The sequence below is a fragment of the Bacillus sp. RC242 genome (genome assembly GCF_044908245.1).
Lineage (GTDB): Bacteria > Bacillota > Bacilli > Bacillales > Bacillaceae_G > Bacillus_A > Bacillus_A mycoides.
This window is the reverse complement of the sequence record NZ_JBIYCZ010000004.1, coordinates 122746-144446: the sequence shown is the minus strand read 5'-3', so window position 1 is coordinate 144446 and position 21701 is coordinate 122746. Positions and strand designations below refer to the sequence as shown.

Below are 21701 nucleotides of genomic sequence, written 5' to 3'. Positions count from 1 at the left end.
ATAGTTATCATCACATGATTCAAACAAAAGAAAAGAAATCCTATAACGGATCTCTTTTCCCTACATAATCTAAAGTTTGGGTACACTAGATTCATGCAATGTAGGAGCCTTCCAAACAGAAAGCGATCCTTCATTTAAAATGATAGCATACATATCTCCGCTAAAAATATGCAAATATGCATATAGCGTTTTTTATTTCTCAACATACATTTATTGAAAATTCATACATATAAAGGTAAAATATAGTCGTTATCCGTCTTCTTTTGTCAGTCAGAGAGAATAGAAGAATGGGAGAGGAAAAAATGAGAAAATCACTGAAACAAAAAATAGTAAGCTCCTTGCTTGCTGTATCACTCGCCGTTAGCTTAGCTCCAATCGGACAAGCAAAAGCTGATTCCACGTCAGAAATTACACAGACTCCACCTATTACAAAACAAGTTGATGCAAACCGCGCCATCGAGCATATCCGTTTCTTATCCGAAACAATCGGTCCCCGTCCAGGTGGTACAAAATCAGAAGAATGGGCTTCTCGCTATGTTGGTATGAAGCTTAAATCAATGGGATATGAAGTAGAGTACCAACCCTTTCAAGTGCCGGATCAATACGTTGGATTTATCGAATCACCATTAGGGACAAAGCGTAATTGGCAAGCTGGTGCTGCTCCAAATGCACTAATTTCTACAGAAGCTGTTACAGCTCCGCTTATCTTTGTTCAAGGTGGTACAAAATTAGACGATATTCCAAATGAGGTAAACGGAAAAATTGTTTTATTCGAAAGAGGTGCAACAGTAGCAGATTATAATAAACAGGTTGAAAATGCTGTTAGTAAAGGGGCAAAAGGTGTTCTTTTATACAGCTTAATTGGCGGACGCGGAAACTATGGACAAACTTTCAATCCTCGCTTAACTAAAAAACAGGCTATCCCTGTCTTCGGTCTTGCTTATGCTCAAGGAAATGCATTTAAAGAAGAAATCGCTAAAAAAGAGACAACAATTCTTTCCCTAAAAGCGAGACATGAATCTAATTTAACATCCTTAAATGTCATCGCTAAAAAGAAACCAAAAAATAGTACAGGTAATGAAAAGGCCGTCGTTGTAAGTTCACACTACGATAGTGTCGTTGGAGCACCTGGGGCAAATGATAATGCTTCTGGTACAGGATTAGTATTAGAACTGGCTCGTACTTTTCAAAATGTAGAAACTGATAAAGAAATTCGTTTTATTGCTTTTGGTTCTGAGGAAACTGGCTTACTTGGCTCTGATTATTATGTTAATAGTCTGTCCCAAAAGGAACGTGATCGAATTTTAGGTGTCTTTAACGCAGACATGGTTGCAACAAATTATGATAAAGCAAAAAATTTATATGCTATGACTCCTGATGGTTCTACAAACCTTGTAACAGATGCTGCCTTGCAAGCAGGTAAACAATTAAATAATAATCTTGTTCTTCAAGGAAAATTCGGCTCTAGTGATCACGTACCATTTGCTGAAGTGGGTATTCCTTCTGCACTATTTATTTGGATGGGCGTCGATAGTTGGAATCCATTAATCTATCATATTGAAAAGGTATATCACACACCTCAAGATAATGTATTAGAAAACATTTCGCCAGAACGTATGAAAATGGCATTAGAAATCATCGGAACAGGCGTTTATAACACACTCCAAAAACCTGTTAATCAAATAGAACAAAAAGCGGCTTAATAATACGTAAAACCATCGATCTCTTCGGTGGTTTTTTATTGAGAAAAAATATATATGCATAAACGCATATTTTCTCCTATCAATTATCGTATACAATGTTAACTGTAACGAAAATGATTACAACTAATAAGGAGGCTTTTCTACTATGAAAAAAATTATTCTAGCAGGCGCATTGACTTTAGCAGGTGTTACAGGAGCTACCGCTTTTATTCCTGAAACAAAGGCTGCTGCAGCTACTCAAGAACAGAAATTCACAAAATTTTATTCTATTCAAACTGGCAGTAGCTCTGAAAAAGAACCAATTTACCTTAAAAAAGGACAAGAGCTAACAATTCATCCTAATAGTAAAACCCCTAGTTACAGCATTTACGATACAAATAATAATCTCATCGGACGTTATTCTGATGGTTATGGGAGAATTTTTACCGCAAAAACAGATGGGAATATGTATGTTCAATTTCATGCACCTTTCGTTTACTACAGTCCTGTTAGCTTTTCTGTTACTTATACAATTCAATAGAAAAAGGGCCTCTTACAAGGCCCTTCTTTATGAAACAAATCCAATACTCGATCTCTCCATCTTTTCTTCCATCGTACCCCCCTGTCACTTATATAAGACGATGCAAGCTCTCCTTTTGTTGGATAATTTTTTTTATTATTCCATATAAAAAAGCAATCACAACATCATGTGATTGCTTTTTATTTAAAACGAACACTCGGCTCCGCTTTTCTTTATGTCTAGCTCTGCCTCCTAGCCCCTTCTGTCTAAGAACCTTCCCCACGAGAAGATAAAATGCATCTTCTGTGAGAAAGAACCTTAGCCTTCGGGACTAAACAGTCGGCTCCGCTTTTCTTTATTACATTTTTTCTGGTGCAGATACTCCTACGATTGCTAATGCATTTTGAAGTGTCGTGCGTACTGCTTTCATTAATTCGTAACGAGCTTTACTTAATTCTAAGTTATCTTGGTTTAATACTTTTTCTGCATTGTAGAAGCTGTGTAATGCTGCAGCTAATTCAAATGCATAGCTTGTAATGCGGTGTGGCAGACGTTTTTGCGCTGCATCCGCAACTACAGCTGGGAATTCACCAAGTTTTTTCAGTAACTCTACTTCTTTCTCAGAAGTAACAAGTTTGTAATTTACGTCTCCGCCTGTAGCTAATCCTAACTCTTCACCTTGACGAAGGATACTGCATACACGAGCATGTGCATATTGTGCATAGTATACTGGGTTTTCATTAGATTTTGATACAGCTAAGTCCATATCGAAGTCTAAATGAGAATCACCGCTACGCATTGCGAAGAAGTATCGCATTGCGTCCACGCCTACTTCTTCCATAAGCTCACGAAGTGTAACTGCTTTACCTGTACGCTTACTCATTTTCATTTTTTCACCATTTTGGTACAGTTGTACCATTTGGATGATTTCTACTTCAAGTGTTTCTTTATCGTAACCTAGTGCTTGAATAGCAGCTTTCATACGAGGAATGTAACCGTGGTGGTCAGCACCCCAAATGTTGATTAGCTTATCGAAACCACGCTCTAATTTATCACGGTGATAAGCGATATCTGGCGTTAAGTATGTGTAAGAACCGTCATTTTTAATTAATACACGGTTTTTGTCGTCACCGTAAGTCATTGAACGGAACCAAGTTGCTCCGCCTTCTTCAAAGATTTCGTCACGCTCTTTTAATACAGCAAGAGCCTGATCAATTTTTCCGTTTTTGTATAATGATGTTTCTGAGAACCACACATCGAAGTTAACACGGAAGCTTGCTAAGTCTTTTTGAAGTTTTGCTAACTCATATTTTAAACCGTATGAACGATAGAATTCATAGCTTTCTTCTGCATCAGCTTTTGCATAACGATCGCCAAACTCTTCAGCTAAACGTTTACCGATTCCAATGATGTCCGCACCATGGTAACCGTCTTCTGGCATTTCTTTCTCTAAACCTAAAGCTTGCATGTAACGAGCTTCAACAGAAAGAGCTAAGTTATGAATTTGGTTACCAGCATCATTAATGTAGTACTCACGAGATACATCATATCCTGCTTTTGCTAATACGTTACATAAAGTGTCACCTACTGCCGCACCACGTGCATGTCCTAAGTGAAGATCGCCTGTTGGATTCGCAGATACGAACTCAATTTGTACTTTTTCACCTTTACCAGTATTCGTTTCACCGTATGCTTCACCAGCGTTGACGATTGTTGGGATTAAGTCTGTTAAGTAGCTATTATCCATGTAGAAGTTAATGAAACCAGGACCAGCGATTTCAATTTTTTCAATAGAAGCTTTTGCTTTATCGAAGTTTGCAACTAATTCTTCTGCAATCATACGAGGTGCTTTTTTCGCAACGCGTGCAAGTTGCATTGCCATATTTGTAGAGAAGTCACCATTTGTTTTATCTTTTGGAGATTCTAATACAACGTTTGGAATTTGTTCTTCTGTCGCTAGTTCTGCCTTTAATACAGCAGCTTGAATTTCTTCTTTAATCAATCCTTTTACTTGTTCTAAAGAATTCATTATTTTGCCTCCTTCAAATTAAGTGTAATTGTATATCTGCCAGCTTCTTGTTCACTTAGAAGCAATGCGTACGTTAAGAAGAGTTGTCCTTTTTTCTTTTCATCCGACCATTTAAAAAGAACGTTATCAGTTTTCGTTTGCAATGCAAACGTACCAAGTTCACTCGTATACGTACCAGTTGTCCATTCACCTTTCACATGCGTCTGACGCATAGAAATAGCACCTGAACGCATAATGAGAACTTGTTCATCTTGAATTTTAATAATTGTTTTCACTTCGCCTTGTTCGTTCGGCTCTTGGAATGTTATATATGTACCTTGACCTTTTACATAGTATTGACCATTTGCTTCAAAAGCAACGGTTTCCTTCCTCGCCCCTTCACGGATTTCTGTTACGAAATGAACGTGTACCGGCAAGCCTGCAAGTTGTTTCTTCACGTCTTGCACACCCTTCAAATGTTATAGATATTAAATACTACTTATAATAAATCACTTTTCCTATCATATCAAAAAAAGACTCTGTCTGTCTGCTGAAAAATCAGGAAAACTCCTTTTCAAAAAATAATTCACCTTCACTTTATTTCATATGTTAAAATATTTTTTAAATCTAAATATTCTTTCATTTCAAGGGGTGAATTTGGTGCTACTAACAAAATTAAAAAAAGGTGATGAAATAAGGGTTATTTCACCATCTTGTAGTTTAAGTATTGTCTCAAATGAAAACAGAGACCTTGCTATAAAAAGATTAACCGACATAGGCTTTCAAGTTACATTCTCAAAATATGCTGATGAGATAGATCGATTCGCTTCCTCTTCTATTTCTTCACGAGTTCAAGACCTCCACGAAGCATTTAGAGATCCTAATGTAAAAGCCATTTTGACGACACTTGGCGGATACAACTCTAATGGTTTATTGAAACATCTCAATTATGATTTAATTCGAGAAAATCCGAAAATTTTCTGCGGTTATTCTGATATTACCGCTTTAAGTAACGCGATTTATGCTAAAACAGGCTTAGTTACATATTCAGGTCCTCACTTCTCTTCATTTGGAATGGAGAAAGGACTCGATTATACGACCGATTACTTTTTAAAGTGCTTAACTTCTCATGAACCTATTGAAATCCTACCATCTGAAACATGGAGCGATGATTCTTGGTATATGGATCAAGAAAATCGAGAATTTATTAAAAATGAAGGATATGTTTCAATTCAAGAAGGGGAAGCGATGGGAGATATTATTGGTGGCAATATGAGCACATTTAATTTACTGCAAGGTACAACATATATGCCAAGCTTAAGAAATAAAGTTTTATTTCTTGAAGAAGATAGTTTAACGGGAAAAGCTACACTTAAAACTTTCGATCGATATTTACATTCTCTTATGCAGCAAACTGATTTTGAATACGTAAAAGGCATCGTTATAGGAAGAATGCAAAAAGGAACAGAATGTATGATAGAGGACATTCAAGAAATGATTGCTTCAAAGCCTGAACTTGCTCATATCCCTATTATTGCGAATGCCAGTTTCGGACATACAACTCCAATCTTTACTTTCCCAATTGGCGGAAGGGCAAAAATCATTTCTAATAAAGAAAGTTCAGCTATCACCATTTTAACGCACTAAAAAAGGAGCGAACGATTCGCTCCTTTTATGGTTTTTCTATTTTTTGCAACGCTTTTTGCGGGATTGATTCTTTCGAGATTTCAGCCCATCCTTTTCCCTGCATACCTTTTGCATAAATTTTTATAAAAGCACCCGTATGCAATTCACGGTTCACCATTCTTTTAATAACTTGTAGCTTTCCATCTTCTGTATACCCTTTAAATGTATACAAATATTCATCGTCTTTTTTCTCACTTTTATCTATAACAGCATAATAATCTTGTATTTCTTTATTTGAAAAGAAGTTGTCTACAAAAGCATGCACACCTTCTGTTTTCGTGTTTAAATAATATGCTGTTCCACCTAAAATAATGGCGAACACAGCTAAAACTTTAATTACCAATTTCATAAATGCGCCTCCTGTTTGCACTGCTTTCTCACTAGCCGTATGTCTATACCTGTATTATACGAAAAAAGGCATACTATACTCTATCGAAATGCCTTACACTTTCCTTACATTATTGTAAGAGTTTTTCACCTTACAGCGATTTCCCAATAAAAAATTTTTCCGTTTAACAAACTTTTATATTATTATTGAATGATACAAATTTTTATTACAAAAATCAAAGGAGACAATTTTCAAATGGCTATCTTGCAAGGTTTAGCACTATTACTTGTTGTACTTTGTCTATTTACACTTTTCAGTTACCGTGCGCCTTACGGAATGAAAGCAATGGGCGCTTTAGCTAATGCAGCAATCGCAAGTTTTCTTATTGAAGCATTTCACCGTTATATTGGTGGAGAAATGTTTCATAATGACTTTTTACAATCAGTAGGAGTAGCTTCTGGTAGCATGAGCGGTGTCGCAGCGGCAATTTTAGTCGCATTAGCAATCGGTGTCTCACCCGTATACGCTGTTTTAATCGGTATCGCTACTAGCGGATTCGGTATTTTACCAGGATTTTTCGCTGGATACGTTTGTGCCTTCGTCGTGAAGTTTCTCGAAAAGAAATTACCAGCTGGTGTAGAGTTTTTAGCAATCCTATTTATCGCTGCACCAATTTCACGCGGAATGGCCATGCTTATGGATCCACTCGTTAACGCAACACTTGGTAAAATCGGTTCTATGATTTCAGTTGCAACTACAGAAAGTCCTATCATTATGGGTATTATGCTTGGTGGATTAATAACAGTTATTTCTACATCTCCATTAAGTTCTATGGCACTAACTGCAATGCTTGGATTAACTGGTTTACCAATGGCAATTGGTAGTCTTGCCGTAGCAGCTTCTGCCCCAATGAACTTCATTTTCTTTAAACGACTAAAAATCTGTTCAAAGAAAGATACAATCGCCGTGGCAATCGAGCCGTTAACACAGGCCGATGTTGTCTCAGCAAATCCAATCCCTATCTATATGACAAACTTTGTTGGCGGTGCGCTTGCCGGTATTATTACGTCGCTATTCCAGCTCGTTAATAATGCACCAGGGACAGCATCACCAATTCCAGGACTTCTCGTACTGTTCGGATTTAATGATGTAATAAAAGTAACGATTGCTGCCGTATTATGTGGAATCGTTACCACTATTGTTGGATACTTCGGGTCCATTGTGTTCCGCAAATATCCAATCCGTTCTGCTGATGAAATTCGCGGAATTACTTCGGAAGAGAAGGTTGCGTAAAGAAAGGGAGCTATTCTCATCGTTTGAGAATAGCTCTTTTTTATGTCGCGTGACGGTAAGTGAAATTATATTGAACACAACTCCGCATATATCGACGTTTCGACAAAGGATATCGACTTAACTACTAAATAAGACAATAATAACCTACCTATTAATAAAAGAAGCCGGCTCAAAATACTTTTTGAGTCGGCTTCACTTTTACTTTATCTAGCTACAGCAGCTAGAATCTCCGGCCATTTCACACTCTCGTTCGAAGCCAAAAGCGCTTCTCGGTCGAGCGTTCCAATGACCTGCGATTCTGAGCGAGCTGCCTACGCTTTTATTTAACCCAACCGAGCAGCATTTCCCGCACGAATTTGCTTGCTGCGATTGGTGTTTGATCACTATGATCGTAGACTGGAGCTACTTCTACTAAGTCTGCTCCGACTACTTTTATATTTGAATTTGCAATTGCTACGATGGACTCTAATAGTTCTTTAGATGTGATACCTCCAGCTTCTAATGTTCCTGTTCCAGGAGCGTGAGCTGGGTCTAATACGTCGATGTCGATTGTGACATAGACTGGGCGTCCTGCAAGTTTCGGTAATACTTCCTTTAACGGTTCTAATACGTCAAATTTATATAAGTTCATACCTACTTCTTTTGCCCATTCGAATTCTTCCTTCATTCCAGAACGAATACCGAAAGAATATACGTTTTCCGGACCAATTAAATCGCACACTTTACGAATTGGTGTAGAGTGGGATAAAGGCTCTCCCTCATATGACTCACGTAAGTCAGTATGAGCATCCATATGGATGATTGCTAAATCCGGATATTTTTTTGCCATTGCCTTAAAAATTGGCCAAGACACTAAGTGCTCTCCGCCGAGACCTAGTGGAAACTTACCGGCATCTAATAGTTTTGTTACATATTCTTCAATCATGTCTATGCTGCGCTGTGGATTCCCAAATGGTAATGGGATATCACCCGCATCAAAATATTTTACCTCTTCTAGTTCACGATCTAAATACGGACTATATTCTTCAAGACCGATTGATACTTCACGAATACGTGCAGGGCCAAAGCGAGATCCTGGACGGAAACTTACTGTCCAATCCATAGGCATCCCGTAAATAACTGCCTCTGACTCTTCAAAACTTGGATGACTTTTAATAAATACTTTACCTGAATAAGCTTCATCAAAACGCATATTCTTTTCCTCCTTATGTGGAACTTAAGGTATCCCAACCTTTCACTATTTCTCAAATTTGGAGCGCATTGCTCCTCTTTCTCGATTTACCTGGGCCTTCTTGTTATCACAAGAAGACTACTTCATTTGTAGCAGTGTAAGTAACTAGCATGTTCAAGCCTTCTAGACAAACACCTTAAATGAGTTACTTACACTTTATTTATTTCAATTTAACGCTCTTACTTAATTAAATCGCCAACAAATTTCGGTAATGCGAATGCTGCATTGTGTAATTCTTTTGTGTAATATTTCGTTTCGATTTCATGGAAACGCTCTTCACTTACTTCTAATGGATCATGTTTTTTAGATCCGATTGTGAACGTCCAAAGTCCACTTGGATACGTCGGAATGTTTGCTGTGTATAGACGAGTAATTGGGAAAATCTCTTTTACGTCTTTAAACACAGTTGTAATTAGTTCTGGTGTAAACCAAGGGTTGTCCGTTTGGGCAACGAAAATACCATCTTCTTTTAACGCTTTTGAAATTCCAGCGTAGAAGCCTTTTGTAAATAAGTTTACTGCTGGACCTACTGGCTCAGTAGAATCTACCATAATTACGTCATATTCGTTTTCGCTTTCTGCGATGTGTAGGAAACCGTCTCCTACTTTTACTTCTACACGCTCATCATCTAATGCACCTGCAATTGATGGTAAGTACTGCTTAGAGTACTCAATTACTTTTCCATCGATTTCAACAAGAGTTGCTTTCTTCACGCTTGGGTGTTTTAACACTTCACGAATAACACCACCATCGCCACCACCAACAACTAATACGTTCTCAGGGTTTGGATGTGTAAATAAAGGTACGTGCGCTACCATTTCATGATAAACGAACTCGTCCTTTTCTGTCGTCATAACCATGCCGTCTAAAATAAGCATGTTTCCGAACTCTTCCGTTTCAACCATATCAAGCTTTTGAAATTCTGTTTGCTCCGTATGTAATGTGCGGTTAATACGCGCCGTAATTCCAAAATGCTTTGTTTGTTTTTCAGTGAACCATAGTTCCATCGTACAATCACGCCTTTCGCTGCAAATTTATAATGGGGACATCATTAATGTCCCCTACCAAAAATAAAACAAAACATCCAAAAAGTATAGTTAAAAGTAAAAAAATACCGAAAATATATTTTAGTCAGAGGGTTCTAACATATATGTAAAAAGGGTTTGCTCTGTAATAGGAAAGAAAGCCCTTTCTTAAGAAAGGGCTTCTGTCTCTATTTCTACCGGTTTACGAATCGGAATTAAGATCATTACGCAACCAACTAACACAACAATTCCACCGACTAAAAACGGACTTTGTGGTGAAACTGTATGACCGATGACTCCTGATAAAATTGGAGCAATCGCGCCCCCTAACCAACGAACGAAGTTATAAACACCTGATGTAACAGATCTTTCATAAGGTGAAATATCCATTACATAACTTGTAAATAACGCGTTATTTAAGCCTGATGCTAATCCTGATAGAACGATTAATACGATTTGTAACCACATAATTTTAACGAAGAATAGTGCAATTAAGAAAATCGCAAATACGAGTAAACTACCTTTTAACAATGTTTTCGGTTCATATTTACCTTCTAGCTTATGCGCTAAAATTGCTGATCCGTAAGCTAATGCTAATCCCCATCCGCAAAATACAAATCCTAATTGAATAGCAGATAAATGCATAATAAGTGGTGAATATGCTAACACGACGAAAAATCCGTAGTAATATAACATCCCGGAAATGGCACCTTGCATAAACGGTTTATACTTCACCAGGTTAAGTAATTCACCTACGCCTGCTGCTTTACGCTTCACTTTTCGCTCCGGTTCTTTTACAAAAAAGAAAACTAAAATAAATGCTAAAGAAATTAAAATACTCGTCGCAAAAAATGGGTAACGCCAAGAATGTCCACCTAATATACCACCTAACAATGGGCCACCTGCCATCCCTAAACCGATAGCTGCTTCATATAATCCTACTGCTTCATGAACTTCTTTACTTAATGCAATTAATAATGTCATCGCCGTTGCGAAGAACATCGCATTTCCTAATCCCCACCCCGCGCGGAAAAGAGATAATTGAGCAATCGTTTGCGATATACCACATATAAATGCAAATACAGTTACAATCGCAAGACCGATTGTCATCATTCGTTTATCACCAAATCTTGATGCAAATATTCCAGCTGGTAACATCATAATTGCCATCGTTAAAATATAAGCTGTAAATAACATCTCGACTTGCCAATGCGAAGCACCAATTTGTTCAGCAATACTTGGTAAAATTGGGTCGACTACTCCTATACCTGAAAAGGCAAGGAAGGTAGCCACCACTGTAATCAATCTCCCTAATTTTTGTTTGCTCTCCATTTTGATTACTCTCCTTTTGTATTCTCTAAAAATGTAACTGCACGGCTTAAACTATCCTCTAGCTCTGCCTTAACACGCTGCATTTGCTCCATTTTTTCGTCTAACGTTTGCACTTGTTTTTCAAGCATCTCTTTAATTTCTTGAATCACTTCACGGTCACGCGGATTCTCACTATTTCTTCTTTGTTCCATTCTTTCTTTTAACGATAAGAAATGTTGCATTTCTTGAAGCGTAATTCCTAGTACTTCTTTCGCTTCCACAATCCTTTTAATTCTCGCAATGTCCTCGTCTGTATACAGGCGAATGTTCCCCTCACTTCGTTCTGGGGGATGAATTAAACCAATTTCCTCATAATAACGAAGTGTACGCTTTGTTAAACCAACTTGCTTTGTTACTTCATCGATTTTATACATGTTTATTCCTCCCTTCACTTGATTGTTACATTTTACGTTAACGTTAACTTTTATGCAACTGTTAGACTTTTGTAAATGTTTGTCCTATTCAATTGTATTTTTTCCAAGGCAGTTTCATAATGAAGAAAAAGAGATGATAAGGAGATTTTCACATGAATAAACCACTTATTTTCGCTCACCGCGGGGTAAAAGGGACACATCCAGAGAATACGATGATTGCCTTTCAAGAAGCCGAACGCATTGGTGCTCATGGAATTGAACTTGATGTCCATTTATCAAAAGATGGTGAACTTGTCGTAATTCACGACGAAACCGTCGATCGTACAACAAATGGCATAGGACTTGTTTCTGAAAAAACTGTAGAGGAATTACAAGCTTTAGATGCTGGTAGCCATAAAGATCCTTCTTTCCATGAGGCGAAAATCCCAACATTACGAGAAGTATTTATTTGGCTCTCTACAACAAATTTACAACTTAACATTGAATTAAAAACAGATGTTCTTCATTATCCAAATATTGAAGAAAAAGTTGTTGCTCTTGTTCGTGAATATCATCTATCCAATCAAATTGCATTTTCATCATTTAACCACGATTCCGTTTCATTATTAGCAGAAATTGCTCCAGAAATTCCAAGAGCGATTTTGTACGATACACCACTTGCAGATCCTATTGCTGAAGCAAAAAGGCGCGAGGCGACTGGATTACATCCAAACTTTCAATTATTAACGAAAGAGTTTGTCCAATTAGCACAGGGGCAAGGATACGTTTTTCGTCCTTACACCATTAATGAATATAAAGATTTACAAACTATGATTGACTATGGTGTAGATGTCATCATTACCGATTGGCCAGCACGTGCCTTTGAGCTCCTTTCTTAATTGAAGGGGCTTTTTTGTTTTCAAAATTTCATTGTTTAAAATAAACGAAAACCCTCAATACTAATACAATAATGCTTGTATTAATGAGGGGCTGAAAAAGATGGATCAAACTATGAATCCAAAACTTAAAAAATATAAACGTCTTTTCTTCACCGTAATGTTTTCTTGTGTTCTTTTTTTCGTTTTTTCCTTTTTTATTATCATTATAGCTGCAAAAATTATGGGGCCTCCCCCTGTTGCAGTGCCGCAAACGAGTGTCTTTTACGCTAATGATGACACTGTTATAGGACAAAGTAACGAAACACAAAAGCGCTATAATGTATCTCTTGATGAAATTTCTCCTTATGTAAAAGAGGCAACACTATCTATTGAAGATCAACGATTCTACAAACATCATGGATTTGATATAAAGCGCATTGTTGGTGCCATTGTTGCCGATTTAAAAGCAATGGCAAAAGTACAAGGTGCTAGTACTATTACACAACAGTATGCTCGTAACCTATACTTAGATCATGATAAAACGTGGAAGCGTAAACTATTAGAGGCAATGTATACCGTTCGCCTTGAAGTGAACTATAATAAAAATCATATTTTAGAAGGATATTTAAATACAATTTATTACGGGCATGGTGCTTACGGAATCGAAGCTGCTTCTCGCTTGTATTTCGATAAAACTGCAAAAGAATTAACATTAGCAGAAGCTAGTATGCTCGCAGGCATTCCGAAAGGACCTAGCTTCTACTCTCCCTTTTTAAAAGAAAAGCGTGCTAAAGGGCGTCAATCTCTCATATTAGATGAAATGGTAGAACAAGGTTATATTACAAAACAGCAAGCTACCTCAGCAAAAAAGGAAACACTTACTTTTGCTTCATTGGATACGAAAAAAGTTGCAGAAATTGCACCTTATTTCCAAGATGCTGTACAAGCTTCTCTTCTTCGTGATATCGGATTAGATGAGCAAGCCTTACAGCGAGGTGGCTTACGTATTTATACAACGCTAGACCCTAAATTACAATCTGTAGCAGAGCAAGCTGTAAAAAATCATATACCTGAAACAACAAACATCCAAACTGCCCTCGTCTCTATGAATCCAAAAACGGGTGAAGTGGCTGCCCTTGTTGGTGGAACTGATTATAATACGAGTCAATTTAACAGAGCTACACAAGCCGCTCGTCAGCCCGGCTCTACATTTAAGCCATTCCTATATTACGCAGCCTTAGAACGAGGATTCACCCCTGCTACGCGCTTAAAAAGCGAATATACTGTATTCACTTTAGGTGACGGTGTTTCCAAATATAAACCGAAAAATTATAAAAACTATTATGCAGACGACTTTGTGACAATGGCACAAGCACTCGCTGTTTCTGATAACGTATATGCTGTGAAGACAAATCTATTTTTAGGCGAAGACATTCTTACAAAAACAGCGAAGCAATTCGGTATTACTAGCGCATTAAAAGATGTTCCGTCTCTTGCTCTCGGCACATCTCCTGTAAAACCAATTGAAATGGTCAATGCTTATAGCATGTTTGCAAACGGCGGGAAAGAAGTAAAACCAATCTTTATAAGGCGCATCGTTGATCACGAAGGAAATATGCTATACGACGCTCATTTAGAAAGTAAACAAGTTCTAGATAAAAGCAAAGCCTTTGTGATGGAAGAAATGATGGCAGGTATGTTTAATAAAAAACTAAGCAGTTATGCCGCTGTGACCGGTCAATCGATGTTATCAAAACTATCAAGAACATATGCTGGAAAGTCTGGTTCTACAGAAACTGATAGTTGGATGATTGGATTTACCCCACAACTTGTAACAGGGGTTTGGATTGGATACGATCAACCTAAATCCATTTCAAACGTAGCAGAACAAGGATACGCAAAAAAAATATGGACCGATACAATGGAAAAAGGATTAGATGGACAGCCTAAACAAGAATTCAAACAACCAGCAGATGTTGTTGCAGTCGATGTTAATCCTGAAAACGGTAAGATTGCTACAAAAAACTGTCCCATTTCTGTGAAAATGTATTTCGCAAAAGGTACAGAGCCAACAGAGTATTGTATGGATCACGTTGATGATAAGGAAGAGTTCGAAAAGGTTAGTGAAGAGAAGAAAAAGGCGGGTTGGTGGAAAAAATATCTCCCGTGGTAAAAAAATAGCTGACGGAAATCCGTCAGCTATTTTTATTCGCCTAATAATGCGTGGCGCAATTCTTCACTAGATTCGTTCCAAATTGCTTCATTATGCTCTTTTAAGAATGTACCAAGTACTTTTTTAGATGATTCATCCATATGATCAATCATGATGTGACGCTTTAGTGATTTATCCATTTTATTTACATGCTCTGGAAGTGATTTATATCCGCGGCGAATTTCACGATCAACTGTCATTTCACAGGCTGTTGCACCTGCGTAATAAGCACCGTTTGGTGTTCTTTCAATTGTTACCCAAACGAGCCAAAACGGTTTTCCGTTTGGAACTTCATCTTTATTTGTTAAAAACTTAATTCCTTTTTCTACTGTACTACGCGCATGCATCGCACCGATATCAACGAACGCAGTTTTCTCTAATACATCAACAAATACAGGAGAAATATTTTCTAAACTTAATGCCCCAACGCCAAAACCACCATGTCCATCTGTTGAATCATTTTTCACGATATTAAAACCGATTTTTTTCTTTTTCTCTGTCATATGTAAACTCCTCCTCACTTAATGATTAAAAAAGCCTGAAAATAGGCGCAATGATATTTTGTAAAAATACTAATACATATGGAATAACAACATTGAAAATAGGTTGAATTGTGTAATTGCTAAGCGGTGTAATAACAAGAATTAATAACGCAATTGATCCATACTTTTCATACTGTGTCATTTTCGCACGAATATTTGCTGGTGCTAAATCTTCCACAACGCGATACCCATCAAGTGGCGGGATTGGTAATAAGTTAAATACAAGTAAAACAATATTAAGCATAATAAAAATTTGGAAAAATTGATCCAGCGTATCTGCTACTGCAAGTGGCATCGCATCTAACACACCAAATGTTATTAAGCTATACCAAATAATTAAACCAATTGCACTTAAAATAAGATTACTTATCGGTCCCGCAATAGAAACTAATATTCCTGCAAGACGCGGTCTTTTAAAGTTATATGGGTTAACAGGCACGGGTCTTGCCCAACCGAATCCAAGAATTAATACCGCAATCATCCCGATAGGATCTAAATGAGCCATCGGTGATAACGTTAACCGTCCTTGTTTTTTCGCTGTATCGTCTCCAAATTTATATGCAACATACGCATGTGCAAATTCATGCACAGATAGCGCAATAATAATCGCCATTGCTACCAATGGAATTTGTTGCAACGGGTATCTAAATAACTGATCCATAACTCATCTCCTCTTCAATATGTCAAAAAAAGAAATTATTCGTTTTTCCGATTGTTCTTCTTCATAATCCGCTATAATAAGAGTGTAACTTACATAAAAGGAGCGATTGTACATGCCATACGTAACAGTGAAAATGCTAGAAGGACGCACAGAAGAACAAAAGAAAGCTCTTGCTGAGAAAGTAACCGCAGCAGTAAGCGAAACAACTGGTGCTCCTGAAGAAAACATCGTTGTTTTCATCGAAGAAATGTCTAAAAACCATTATGCAGTTGGCGGAAAACGCTTAAGCGACAAATAATTTCAAGTTTTTTCATAAGAAGCAGCTCTTAGCTGCTTCTTATTTCTTTCCTTCTAACAACTCGATAATTCTCTCTTTATATTTTCCTTTTCTTCCATCTTCATAGATTAAATCATGCGGATAGAATAACTTTTGATCCGTTCTCTTCTTACCCGTAATCGCCTCAACAATATCCGATTCACGCGAAAGCTCTCTAAGTTCCCCATTCGGCATAAGGAGTAAGATTGGCAGACGCTCTTCTTCTTCTCCTGCACGGTAAAAGTCATACGGTAAGTCTGATGTTGAATCAACAACTAAATAATACTCTGGATCTAGTCCAATCTTCTTAAATAAGCTACTTAATTCCATCCAATTATCTAAACCGTGCTTATCTGTAAACTCTACATATTTAAATAGATTTCGATTCATAAAACGACGGCATAAGTCACTTAAAATTGGATCTTCTTCCTCTTGCCATACTTGGAAGTAATAATACATTACGTTCTCGTCTAACTTTAAATAATCCTCTACTGTCACTTCTTCTTCAAATAAAGAATAGAAATGAACAGGATGATATTTAAACGCATAATACTTCTCATGCAACGATTTAGCTCGGTGTAAAATCTTCGTTAAAATAACTTCTGCACTACGTGTTACCGGATGAAAATATACTTGCCAATACATTTGATAACGGCTCATAATATAATGCTCTACAGCATGCATACCACTATTTTTAATGACAACTTGATTACCGTACGGGCGCATGACACGCAGTATACGTTCCATATCAAAATTCCCATACTTTACGCCAGTAAAATATGCATCTCTTAATAAATAATCCATACGATCAGCATCAATTTGGCTTGAAATCATACTAATCGCTAATTTATTAGTAGATGTTTTCGCAATTACATCTGCTACCTTTTGCGGAAACTCCTTATCAACACGGCTTAACACATCGTTAATTTCCGTATTGCCAACGATAATCTTTTGCGTAAATTTCTCATGATCTAACGAAAATACTTTTTCAAACGAGTGAGAAAACGGGCCGTGACCGACATCATGAAGTAATGCCGCACATAAACATAATAATCTATCTTCAGCATTCCAATTTGGTCTGCCATCAAACACATCATCAATCATACGACGAATAATTTCATATACACCTAACGAATGAGTAAAGCGACTATGCTCTGCACCGTGAAATGTAAAAAATGTCGTTCCAAGCTGCTTAATACGGCGCAAGCGTTGAAATTCTTTCGTTCCGATTAAATCCCAAATAACACGATCACGCACGTGCACATATTTATGTACTGGGTCTTTAAACACTTTTGTTTCGCTGAGTTTGTCGTTTAAATATACCACCTTCCGACATCCCCCTTTCTTTACTGCATTCTTACTATATATTATAAACGATATAGGAAACAGAAAGAAATGAAAGACTGTATTAATTCCTTGTATATAAAGAAAAATCACTTTTACCGAAGTAAAAGTGATTTTTCTTTATATATTATTTTCCTAAAACAAACTCAGCAACTTCGTCTAAGATCATTTCTTTACCTAGTGGGAAGTATCCTTTATTTAGGTCTTCATTGCTAATTGTAAATACGTGGTTGTTTTTAACAGCGTTCATGTTTTTCCAAATTGATTCTTCTTGGAATTCTTTTAAGCGCTGAGAACCATCACCCGTTGTAAATACGAATAAGTAATCTGGGTTGTAATCAATTAAAGCTTCTTTTTGTACTTGTACTAGCGGTTTATCAGTTGGTGTACCTTTAACTGCTGGTAATTTTAAGTCATTAAAGATTACGCTACCGTAACCGTAGTCACCGTATACGCGGAATGCGTTTGGATATGCAGCCATTTTCATGAATGTTGCATATCCAGTTTTAGCGATGATTTTGTCATGTAATTTGCTTGCTTTTTCATCATACTGTTTGAACCATTCTTTTGTTTCTTTCTCTTTACCTAAGATTTGACCTACTTCTTCGAATTTTGGACGCCATTGGTCTAATGGAGTTTTTAACATAACTGTTGGTGCAATTTTAGATAATTGATCATAAATTTTTTCTTGACGATTGTTTACAATAATTAAGTCTGGTTTTGCAGCAGCCACTGCTTCGATGTTAATTTTATCGCCCCAAGCAGAACCAACTGGTTTAACGTCTTTTAATTTATTTGCAATATGTGCATCAATTTTTTCTTGAGATGTATTAGCAGTAATAATTGGTTTCATACCAAAGATTAATAATTCTTCTGTTGAACCACTAAGGTCAGCAATTTTCTTTGGATTTGCAGGAATTTTAATTTCCCCTTTTGCGTGTTGTACAGTGCGCTCTTCAGTCTTCGCATCTGCTTTCTTTTCTTCTTCTTTGTTAGAACAAGCTGCAAATAGTACAGAAGTAACAACTAGTACCATTGCTAATAGTGCCATTTTAAAATTCTTCATATTCCGACTCCTTCTAGCTGTATTTCTCTTATAATTTGCATGTAACTATAAGAAACGAAAACAACATTTAATTAATATATTTTTATTAATTGTTGTTTATAACCCGTTCTAACGGGCGTTCAACTTCCCATCCGTGGGTAAGAAGCTCAACGTCCATTAGAACTCCCCCTCTCACCTCTTTAAGAGGGGGAAATTCTATTAATTATGCTTTTTTACGCAATTGATTATTAATCATCGCTAAATCGTATGTTAAACAAATTGGTTTACAGTTTACTGGACATGGAACGATTTGAGCTTCGATTTCAAATACGTTACGAAGCGTTTCACTTGTCATAACTTCATCTGGCGTTCCTTGTTTCATTAACTTCCCAGCTTTTAATGCAATCATATGATCAGAGAAACGAGAAGCATGATTTAAATCGTGAATAACCATAACAATCGTTCTGCCTTCTTCTTTGTTTAACTTCTTCAGTAAGTTTAATACTTCAAGTTGATGAGCCATATCTAAGTATGTTGTTGGTTCATCTAACACGAGTAAATCTGTTCCTTGTGCAAGAGCCATCGCAATCCATACACGCTGACGCTGACCACCTGATAAAGCTTCTGCTGGGCGATTTGCAAATTCTGTCATCCCCGTCACTTCAAGTGCCCAATGAATGTAGCGATAATCCTCTTCTTTCAATGTTCCAAATCCTTTTTGATGAGGAAAACGTCCATATGAAACAAGTTCAAACACAGTAAGGCCTGTTGGCACTTCTGCAGTTTGTGGTAAAATCGCCATTTTCTTTGCGATTTCTTTCGTTGGCTGTTTCTCAATTGCTTTTCCATCAAGATAAACAGTACCTCGTTTTGCTTTCAAAATACGAGAAGCCGTTTTTAATAATGTGGATTTCCCACAACCATTTGGTCCAATAATCGTTGTAATTTGTCCTTCCGGAATTTCAACCGTTAATCCATCTATAATTAACCCTTCATTATACCCAACAGATACCGCATCAACTGCTAAAGTTGCCATACAAAAAGCCTCCCTTTATTTTGTCCTCATAAGTAAATATATGAAATATGGTGCGCCAATTACAGAAATAACAAGACCGACCGGTATTTCTGAAGTTGGTAACACACTTCTTGAAATTACATCTGCAAATAAAAGTAAAAACGTTCCTATTAATGCAGCCGTTGGTAACATAATTTGATGTTTACCACCAACGAGGCTTCTCGCTAAATGCGGAGCCATTAAACCGATAAAACCAATACCGCCCGCAACAGCGACAGATGCACCAGCTAAACAAACTGCAATAAATAATAATTTACGTCTTTCCTTTTCTACGTTTACACCAAGACCAACTGCTGTAGAGTCGCCTAAATTCATTACATTTAATATGTGCGCTTTACTAATGGCCAGTGGTAAGAAAATAACCATCCATGGGAGTACACTTAGTACGAACTTCCAATCTGTTCCCCATAAACTTCCTGCCAACCAAATCGTTGCAAAACGGAAGTCGTTCGATGTCATCTTCATAGAAAAAATTAAACTAACAGCACCAAATCCGGCTGCAACAGCGATACCAACAAGAATTAATCGAGTGGATGAAACACCGTCTTTCCATGCTAGTAAATAAATAATAACCGCTGCTAATATCGCACCAACTAGCGCGAAGAATGGAAGGATAAATACAGATAAAAATGTACCAGTTCCAACTTTTCCAAAGAAAAAGTAAACGAATACTACAACTGTTAATCCCGCTCCGGCGTTAATACCGATAATACCTGGATCAGCAAGTGGATTTCGTGACAGCCCTTGCAAAATTGCACCTGACATAGCTAATGCAGAACCGACTAATATAGCAATAACCATACGTGGCATACGAAATTCAAATAAAATAACAGATTGATCTTCTGCACCTAATCCAACCAATGACTTTAATACATCCATTGGAGGTATTTTAAATGTTCCTGTATTTAAGCTTACTAAAAATACAGCAACGATTAATCCTACTAAAATTGTTAAAATAGAAATGTTCTTTTTTGTTAAGACGCTCGTCCTCACATTTTTCCTCTCCCTTCATTACGTGCTAAGTAGAGGAAGAATGGAACTCCAATTAGCGCTGTAATTGCTCCAATTGGCGTTTCAAATGGTGGATTAATAACGCGAGATAACATATCTGCACATTCAATTAACAATCCACCTAAGACTGCAGAACATGGAATAACCCATCTATAGTCTGAGCCTACAAGGAAACGAGTCATATGCGGAATTACAAGTCCAACGAATCCAACCGATCCTGCCATAGAAACCGCAGAACCTGTTAATACAAGAACAAGTACTGTTCCGATAAATTTAATTAATGTCGTATTTTGACCAAGTCCAATCGCAATTTCTTCACCAAAGCTTAAAATGGTAATATACCTCGACATCATAATTGCTATAATGAGACAAACAAGACCAATCGGTACTAACATATTAATACTTTGCCATTTCACTCCAGCAACACCGCCTGCATTCCACATACTTACCTCTTGGGCAAGGTTGAAATACAATGCAATTCCAGATGAAATTGCCCCTAATAAAGCACTAATTGCCGCACCAGCTAAAGCTAATTTCACAGGCGTTAATCCACCTGGTGAAGAAGACCCAATGCCATATACAATGCTCGCTCCAAACGCAGCTCCAATAAAAGATGCAATAACAAACATTAAATAAGGTGAATTAGGGAAAAATGCATACATAATTGCAATCCCGAATACAGCACCATCTGTAATCCCCATTAACGATGGGGATGCAAGTGGATTTCGTGTCATACCTTGCATAATTGCTCCTGATACCGCTAAAAAGGCACCTGCAACTACGCCCCCTATTGCTCTAGGCATGCGAAGTTCTTGAATTACGTTATGATGCGTTATAGACCCATCAAACTGAAATACAGCTTGCCAAACGGTCTTTAAACTAATATCTGCAGCACCAAACGAAATAGAAACTGCCATGCTTAAAGCTAACAAAATTGTGCCTGCTATTAAAATAATAGAGGCAACGAGCGGTCTGCTCTTAATCTCTTTAACATTCACATCTTGCTGTTCTATACTCCTTGCGCTCGCTTCCATCCCTCAACCATCCTAACCAACAACATATATTTAATAAAATGAAATTTATTCTCAAATAGTAATAAAAAAATTAGATGAATTGATTT

Annotated in this window: 21 protein-coding genes; 7 read left to right on the top strand and 14 right to left on the bottom strand. The window is 37.2% G+C overall.

Going from position 1 to position 21701, the window contains the following annotated elements; translation table 11 throughout:
• Positions 1-302 precede the first annotated feature (302 nt).
• Entirely contained in the window at positions 303-1703 is a 1401-nt protein-coding gene (locus tag ABH957_RS09805; RefSeq protein ID WP_404491418.1) for a M28 family metallopeptidase, read from the top strand.
• Between the two features lie 145 nt (positions 1704-1848).
• Positions 1849-2223, top strand: coding sequence for a hypothetical protein (locus tag ABH957_RS09800; RefSeq protein ID WP_404454806.1), 375 nt, complete (start codon positions 1849-1851; stop codon positions 2221-2223).
• A 337-nt stretch (positions 2224-2560) separates the two neighbouring features.
• On the opposite strand, the gene argS is transcribed toward ABH957_RS09800, so the two are convergent.
• Together argS and ABH957_RS09790 are read right to left on the bottom strand one after the other, a co-directional pair.
• Entirely contained in the window at positions 2561-4231 is a 1671-nt protein-coding gene (gene argS / locus ABH957_RS09795) for an arginine--tRNA ligase (protein WP_002016342.1), read from the bottom strand.
• On the bottom strand, positions 4231-4668 hold the full coding sequence (locus tag ABH957_RS09790) for a YwiB family protein (RefSeq protein WP_002089794.1): 438 nt from the start codon (positions 4666-4668) through the stop codon (positions 4231-4233). Before ABH957_RS09790 ends, argS begins: the two co-directional genes overlap by 1 nt.
• A 148-nt stretch (positions 4669-4816) precedes the next feature.
• On the opposite strand from ABH957_RS09790, the gene ABH957_RS09785 reads away from it, so the two are divergent.
• The gene (locus ABH957_RS09785; RefSeq protein ID WP_404511080.1) at positions 4817-5857 is read left to right on the top strand and encodes a S66 family peptidase; all 1041 of its coding nucleotides are present in this window, start codon (positions 4817-4819) and stop codon (positions 5855-5857) included.
• Positions 5858-5882: 25 nt separating this feature from the next.
• Here ABH957_RS09785 and ABH957_RS09780 read toward each other — a convergent pair whose 3' ends face one another.
• Complete coding sequence (locus ABH957_RS09780; protein WP_002130097.1) at positions 5883-6245, bottom strand: YxeA family protein; 363 nt, start codon at positions 6243-6245, stop codon at positions 5883-5885.
• Between the two features lie 234 nt (positions 6246-6479).
• On the opposite strand from ABH957_RS09780, the gene ABH957_RS09775 reads away from it, so the two are divergent.
• Positions 6480-7517 carry a PTS sugar transporter subunit IIC gene (locus ABH957_RS09775; protein ID WP_404511078.1) on the top strand — a complete coding sequence of 346 codons (1038 nt, stop codon included), beginning with the start codon at positions 6480-6482 and terminating at the stop codon, positions 7515-7517.
• 319 nt (positions 7518-7836) lie between these two features.
• Here the strand turns inward: ABH957_RS09775 and speB are convergent, their stop codons facing one another.
• From speB to ABH957_RS09755, 4 genes are all read right to left on the bottom strand, one after another.
• Entirely contained in the window at positions 7837-8709 is an 873-nt protein-coding gene (speB, locus tag ABH957_RS09770; RefSeq protein ID WP_002016350.1) for an agmatinase, read from the bottom strand.
• A gap of 218 nt (positions 8710-8927) precedes the next feature.
• Positions 8928-9755 carry a polyamine aminopropyltransferase gene (gene speE, locus ABH957_RS09765; protein WP_000424693.1) on the bottom strand — a complete coding sequence of 276 codons (828 nt, stop codon included), beginning with the start codon at positions 9753-9755 and terminating at the stop codon, positions 8928-8930.
• A gap of 186 nt (positions 9756-9941) precedes the next feature.
• Positions 9942-11105: an MFS transporter gene (locus tag ABH957_RS09760; RefSeq protein ID WP_002089799.1), complete on the bottom strand. Its 1164-nt coding sequence runs from the start codon at positions 11103-11105 to the stop codon at positions 9942-9944.
• Between the two features lie 5 nt (positions 11106-11110).
• The gene (locus tag ABH957_RS09755; protein ID WP_002016353.1) at positions 11111-11518 is read right to left on the bottom strand and encodes a MerR family transcriptional regulator; all 408 of its coding nucleotides are present in this window, start codon (positions 11516-11518) and stop codon (positions 11111-11113) included.
• Positions 11519-11670: 152 nt separating this feature from the next.
• Here ABH957_RS09755 and ABH957_RS09750 point away from each other — a divergent pair, with 152 nt between their 5' ends.
• Positions 11671-12396, top strand: a complete 726-nt coding sequence (locus ABH957_RS09750; RefSeq protein WP_219300794.1) for a glycerophosphodiester phosphodiesterase — start codon at positions 11671-11673, stop codon at positions 12394-12396.
• Positions 12397-12496: 100 nt separating this feature from the next.
• The gene (locus ABH957_RS09745; protein WP_113936170.1) at positions 12497-14548 is read left to right on the top strand and encodes a transglycosylase domain-containing protein; all 2052 of its coding nucleotides are present in this window, start codon (positions 12497-12499) and stop codon (positions 14546-14548) included.
• Positions 14549-14580: 32 nt separating this feature from the next.
• Here the strand turns inward: ABH957_RS09745 and ABH957_RS09740 are convergent, their stop codons facing one another.
• Together ABH957_RS09740 and ABH957_RS09735 are read right to left on the bottom strand one after the other, a co-directional pair.
• Positions 14581-15090, bottom strand: a complete 510-nt coding sequence (locus ABH957_RS09740; protein WP_002016357.1) for a YwhD family protein — start codon at positions 15088-15090, stop codon at positions 14581-14583.
• 25 nt (positions 15091-15115) lie between these two features.
• Positions 15116-15790: a site-2 protease family protein gene (locus ABH957_RS09735; protein ID WP_002016358.1), complete on the bottom strand. Its 675-nt coding sequence runs from the start codon at positions 15788-15790 to the stop codon at positions 15116-15118.
• A gap of 112 nt (positions 15791-15902) precedes the next feature.
• Between ABH957_RS09735 and ABH957_RS09730 the strand changes: the two genes are divergently transcribed.
• On the top strand, positions 15903-16088 hold the full coding sequence (locus ABH957_RS09730; RefSeq protein ID WP_001147171.1) for a 2-hydroxymuconate tautomerase: 186 nt from the start codon (positions 15903-15905) through the stop codon (positions 16086-16088).
• Positions 16089-16127: 39 nt separating this feature from the next.
• Here the strand turns inward: ABH957_RS09730 and ABH957_RS09725 are convergent, their stop codons facing one another.
• From ABH957_RS09725 to ABH957_RS09705, 5 genes are all read right to left on the bottom strand, one after another.
• Entirely contained in the window at positions 16128-17432 is a 1305-nt protein-coding gene (locus ABH957_RS09725; RefSeq protein WP_002089804.1) for an HD domain-containing protein, read from the bottom strand.
• A 145-nt stretch (positions 17433-17577) separates the two neighbouring features.
• Positions 17578-18516: an ABC transporter substrate-binding protein gene (locus ABH957_RS09720; protein ID WP_404511076.1), complete on the bottom strand. Its 939-nt coding sequence runs from the start codon at positions 18514-18516 to the stop codon at positions 17578-17580.
• Between the two features lie 202 nt (positions 18517-18718).
• Positions 18719-19531 carry an ABC transporter ATP-binding protein gene (locus ABH957_RS09715; protein WP_000212073.1) on the bottom strand — a complete coding sequence of 271 codons (813 nt, stop codon included), beginning with the start codon at positions 19529-19531 and terminating at the stop codon, positions 18719-18721.
• Between the two features lie 15 nt (positions 19532-19546).
• Positions 19547-20563, bottom strand: a complete 1017-nt coding sequence (locus ABH957_RS09710; protein WP_404442426.1) for a FecCD family ABC transporter permease — start codon at positions 20561-20563, stop codon at positions 19547-19549.
• Entirely contained in the window at positions 20560-21615 is a 1056-nt protein-coding gene (locus tag ABH957_RS09705; RefSeq protein WP_000388282.1) for a FecCD family ABC transporter permease, read from the bottom strand. Before ABH957_RS09705 ends, ABH957_RS09710 begins: the two co-directional genes overlap by 4 nt.
• Positions 21616-21701 lie beyond the last annotated feature (86 nt).